At 37.3% G+C, this 5,188-nt stretch carries 5 protein-coding genes; all 5 read right to left on the reverse strand.

What is annotated here, in order from left to right; all coding sequences use genetic code 11:
* Positions 1-67: 67 nt before the first annotated feature.
* The 5 genes from istB to mreD all read right to left on the reverse strand — a co-directional run bounded on the left by istB (position 68) and on the right by mreD (position 5,150).
* Entirely contained in the window at positions 68-790 is a 723-nt protein-coding gene (gene istB, locus ACKI3H_RS02160) for an IS21-like element helper ATPase IstB (RefSeq protein ID WP_407370657.1), read from the reverse strand.
* Positions 787-2,289, reverse strand: a complete 1,503-nt coding sequence (istA, locus tag ACKI3H_RS02165; RefSeq protein WP_407370658.1) for an IS21 family transposase — start codon at positions 2,287-2,289, stop codon at positions 787-789. The genes istB and istA overlap by 4 nt, the downstream gene beginning before the upstream one ends.
* A gap of 832 nt (positions 2,290-3,121) precedes the next feature.
* Positions 3,122-3,919 (reverse strand): septum site-determining protein MinD, encoded by a 798-nt coding sequence (gene minD, locus ACKI3H_RS02170; protein WP_407370659.1) that lies wholly within the window; start codon positions 3,917-3,919, stop codon positions 3,122-3,124.
* Position 3,920: 1 nt separating this feature from the next.
* On the reverse strand, positions 3,921-4,589 hold the full coding sequence (locus ACKI3H_RS02175; RefSeq protein ID WP_407370660.1) for a septum site-determining protein MinC: 669 nt from the start codon (positions 4,587-4,589) through the stop codon (positions 3,921-3,923).
* Between the two features lie 45 nt (positions 4,590-4,634).
* The gene (gene mreD, locus ACKI3H_RS02180) at positions 4,635-5,150 is read right to left on the reverse strand and encodes a rod shape-determining protein MreD (protein ID WP_407370661.1); all 516 of its coding nucleotides are present in this window, start codon (positions 5,148-5,150) and stop codon (positions 4,635-4,637) included.
* Positions 5,151-5,188: the final 38 nt, after the last annotated feature.

The following is a 5,188-nucleotide window of genomic DNA, read 5'->3' on the forward strand; positions in this document are numbered from 1 at the left end:
TGTATTATGCAACTTAAAATTCCAGCAAAATGCAACTTAATTTTCCAGCACCCTTCGGTTATTCAGTTTAGAGATTTATACTAGAATGTTGATAGCGATAACTTGGTCCTTGAAATACGATTAGGTGACTATGATGGACCAAACGATCAATTAATGCTGCGGTCATTTTTTCATCATAAAAGATGGTGGACCACTTACTAAATTCTAAATTAGTTGTGAGAATTAAGCTTTTACGTTCATAACACGCTGAAACAACTTGGAATAATAATTGTGCGCCTTCGTGACTGAGTGGGAGGAATCCCCACTCATCACAAATCAAAAGATCGGCCTTCTCAATCGTTTTTAAGAACTTGGCAAGGCGACCTTGTTGTTGTGCTTCGATTAATTCGTTGACGAGCGCTGCGGTACGATAAAACTTAACTTCTTTCCCCTGACGACATTGCTCCACACCAATTGCAGTTGCTAAATGTGACTTACCAACACCTGCAGGCCCATATAGAATTAGATTCTGGTTTTCTTGAATAAAACTACCAGAACGAACAATCTCAATTGGTGCGCTTGCTGGTAATGTTACGCGAGAGAAATCATAGTTTTCAAATGTTTTAATGACATCAAAACTCGCATTTTTTATGAGTCTGTTCGTACGAGCTACTTCACGATGTCCAACTTCATGTTCAAGTAATTTTGCTAAAAATTCCTCATGTGTTACTGCCTCAATTTTTTGATATTCCTCGCTTAGACGTGAGCCTAGACGAAGTTCTCTACAGTATCTTGCTATCAAATCTTTCATGAAGGATTCCCTCCAGTTAAAAAGCCATCATAGATCGATAAATCCGGTTTTTGTTCTGCTTGTATAAATGCCTGCGGCACAGTGATGTCTGCTATATCATTATTTGGTTCGCTTAATCGATTCCACGTTAAACGGATACTGTCCGCATCTTTCAAACCTAATTGAAGAGTTGCTGTTAATGCTTCTGTTGCACGGGCTAAGTTATCTTCTTGTTTCATCAAATCCGCTAATAATTCAATAGCCGGTCTCGGCTTTTCCTGTTGTTCAATAAAATCTTTCCAAGGATCCGGTAATTCTTGATAAAATAGTGTTTGCTTCAATGACTTTGGTTTTTTCGCAATCAAATGTAAGTAGGGCGTCCATTTCATGGATTCTAATCCCGTTCCATACAACCTTTGATGCTGCACGATTTCTTCATAATCCTCATTTAAGATGGCTACTTTATTATGTGTCATTTTTACCCACACTTTTTCGTAGGCGAAGTCTGGGGTTGTTGAATATTGGTTTGTATCTAATTGAATTCTGCCATAACCATTTGCTTTCAATTGAACTAAACGATGGACCTCATAAGGATTCTTAGGCAATTGTTTCATGGCTTTTAAATCATCGACCAGTAGCTTTGAAATATCAACTTTACGTTTATAATGTTGACGTTCGTGATCACGATCACACTGTTCAAAGAGTTCTCTATTGTAGAGTTCTACATCTTCAAATACAGGCATTGGCACAAACAAATTACGACGATGATAACCAACCTTTGCTTCCACATTTCCTTTTTCATTTCCCTTACCAGGATTACAGAAATTACTTTGGAAACCGTAATGGGCGGCGAAGCGGGAGAATTGCTCCACTAACTTTCGACCACCATCTTTCTTGATTTGTATAACAGCTGCTGATAAATTATCGAATAAAATGACAGTTGGTACACGCTTGAGATGTTCAAAAATTTGCCTCATCGCCTGTAAAAGACATTCTTGGTTTTGCCCCTTAAAAATCTGTGTGTAACCGCCGTTGCTATATGGAAATGATAAGTTAAAATAGAAACCTGTAAAACGTTCTCCATTTTCTTCAAATATAGCTTCCCCAAAATCAGCTTGTGCTTGACCCGGTGCATGTGATAGAGGGATGTAGGCCTGTTCCTTTTTCATTTGTAAATCCTTTTTCACATCAGATACAAATGACTGTACTGAGCGCAAACTAATGGCTAATTCTTCTCCATACTTTTCTTTTAATCGAACGTAAACGCGTTTTCCAGTATGACGTTGCTTCCTTGGCATCTCTAAATCAGCCAGTAGCCATTCCATCACTTCGTGCTTATAGACATCTATTTTTTTAGATACAGTTGCACATTTTTCAAATTTTTCATTAAAATCTTGCTGGTTTACATATTTTTGAACCGTTTTAAAATCATGACCAGTTTCTTCTGCTATTTTCCGTAAGGAATAGCCTTTCTCATCGTATAAAAATTTGATATGATGTACGTAATCCATTGTAAGCATCCTTTCAATTCCTCCTAATCGACTTTTATGCCAATTAGAAGGTTAGTTGATTTGAAGGGTGCATACAATGATATTTTTTTGCGCTTAAAAAGGAGTATCACTGCAGGAATTTTAACTTGCATGTTGCTCCCTTTTTATTTTGCACTATACAAAAACATCCGCAGCTTCCTTAAAAGTCTTCGCTTTTACATATACTGGTTTTTAGACAATTCAAATATAAAAAAGCGTAATTTTGTGCCTTTTTTCTGCAAATTAAGTGGATACCCCAACAAATAGTATAGAGCCGTTTTTCTAAATAAAAATAGGGTAATATCTGTTCAATTCAAACAGATATTGCCCTATTTCATTGTTTGATCCTTACTCATTTTCGTTTAATAACTTCAATATGAGTTTACCGCAAATTTCGTTATGGCACCTTGTATTTCCATGCCAAATAAACCCGCCAACCTGGCCGTATTATAGCCATGCGGATTTGATTTCTCTATTTTTTGCTTCAATTTTAGAGGAGACAACATTTTATTCCATGAATGATACAAGTTGATGGAGTTATGGCGGCGACTTCTGCGGGAACAGCAAATGTCTATTTGCGACGAAAGCGAAGCGACAGGAGTACCGAGCGGAAGCACCCGGACTGAGCGAAGCGAGGGAGAAGGCTGGAGCCGTGCCCGCGAAAAGCGTCCGCCGGAACGGAATCAACGGCTGCGAAGGAAAAGCGAGGACAGGAACGAATTTCGTTCCTGTCCTCGCTTATCTGTGCATAAGTGGACTTTTTCAGTGCCCTCATAAAAAGGCACCTCATTTTATGCAAATGAAGTGCCGTAAATTCTTATATTTATTTTGCAAAAATCGACTTCAATTTAGCCATCATACCTTTCGGCCCATCCTCTAACGTCATCAACGGAACTGATTCACCTAAAATTCGACGCGCAATATTTCGATAGCCTAATGAAGCTTTATTATTTGGATTCATCACAATTGGCTCACCTCTATTAGACGAGCTAATAACATCTTCACTATCTATAATAATGCCTAATAAATCTATTGATAAGTGCGTAGTTACTTCTGTAATATCCATCGAATCGCCTGAATTCATTAAATGCTTACGAATACGGTTAATTATTAATTTAGGTGGTTCAATGTCCTCTCGCTCTAGCAGTCCAATAATACGATCCGCATCACGCACAGAAGAAATTTCAGGTGTAGCCACAACGATAGCTTTATCAGCACCCGCAATTGCATTACGGAAACCTTGTTCAATGCCAGCTGGACAGTCAATTAAAATATAATCAAATTCTGTTTTCAGCTCAGCAATTAGTGTTTTCATTTGTTCGGGGTCTACAGCATTTTTATCCGTTGTTTGAGCAGCAGGTAATAGAAATAGGCGTTCATCCACACGTTTATCTTTCACAAGCGCCTGATGAACTTTACAACGACCTTCCACTACATCTACTAAATCATAAATAATACGATTTTCGAGCCCTAAAACAACATCTAAATTCCTCAGACCAATATCTGTATCTACTAAACAAACTTTTTTGCCTTGAAGAGCAAGTGCAGTTCCTAGATTGGCTGTAGTTGTCGTCTTACCAACTCCACCCTTACCAGAAGTAATTACGATTGCTTCACCCACATTAGCTTCCTCCCTTAAACATCGAATGTGACGGTCGAATATTTCTTACTTCCTGTATTCGATCATACTTAATAACACCACTTGAATTAACATAGCCAAAAAGCTGTTCTCTTTGGTTTTGAAAAATTTCCTGTTCATTACTCATAACTTCCATAAATTCAGCTATTGACACATGCGTAGGTTCAAACGTTGCAGCCGCAACAATTGCTTCCACATTTCCATTTATTCCGGCATGAACAATACCTTTTAATTTTCCAAGTACATAAATACTGCCACTCGCTTCTATTTTACCATTCGGATTTACATCTCCAATAACGATAATATCTCCAGTCGCACGAAGTGTTTGACCAGAACGAACAATACCTACATATGTATCACATGTATGCTCCAAGATTTTTTTATTACATTCCTCTAAAGTTATAACATCACTTTGTACTTTAGATACAAGCATATTTCCGCGCGCTTGAACTATTTGAATCAATTCTTTTTTTTGCTCTAACGTACAATAGCGATATCCTAAATGAAGCTGAACATCGATTTTCCCATCGATGCCCCCTTCTTCAATTTTTTGCTTAAGCTCTAGGATGAGTTCATCATAGGTAGACGAATCGTCTAAGTGTAACACTAGACCGTCTTTCGTTCCCTTAATATGGACGAGTTGTTTTTTCATCAAAAGTGCACCTCACGCTCATCTGAATTTCAATTTAACTCACATTTATACTCGCTGTAAAAAGCGTGTTTTAATTAAATATTTAAATGCCCAGCCTAGCATAACTAGGAACAATAGGTTCGCTAGTAATGTAGGGATTAATCGTGTATACAAAAACACATCAATCGGCATTGATGTAAATGAAATAATAAAAAAGAACTCATACATAATAAATTCTAGCACAGCCACAAATAAAATAGTTAACAACGTTACAACAAGTAATGATTGCTGTATCCATTTGATAATCCAACTAATACTTAAACAAAGCAACGGATATAACACTGCATATAGACCAATAATATCAATGTAAAAGACATCATACAATAGCCCAAAAACGATGCCAGAAATCACTGCATACTTCCAGTTATAATAGACAGCTAGAAACAACAGGTACATAAATAAAAATCGAGGGACTAAATAAATCATATTCCCAAAGAGTTCAACCGGAGAAAAAAGTGCAAATACAGGTTCAATTAAAAATAAAACAGCACCTATAAACGGAAGAAGGAAGCGGACGAACATTATTCATCCCCCTCTTCTTCACTCGTACCATTTGTTAA

This window comes from Carnobacterium sp. (genome assembly GCF_045617425.1).
GTDB lineage: Bacteria > Bacillota > Bacilli > Lactobacillales > Carnobacteriaceae > Carnobacterium_B.

Coding starts and splice junctions, on each gene's coding strand:
- istB (WP_407370657.1), bottom strand. CDS start 790: ATGAAAGATTTGATAGCAAGATACTGTAGAGAACTTCGTCTAGGCTCA.
- istA (WP_407370658.1), bottom strand. CDS start 2,289: ATGCTTACAATGGATTACGTACATCATATCAAATTTTTATACGATGAG.
- ACKI3H_RS02175 (WP_407370660.1), bottom strand. CDS start 4,589: ATGAAAAAACAACTCGTCCATATTAAGGGAACGAAAGACGGTCTAGTG.
- mreD (WP_407370661.1), bottom strand. CDS start 5,150: ATGTTCGTCCGCTTCCTTCTTCCGTTTATAGGTGCTGTTTTATTTTTA.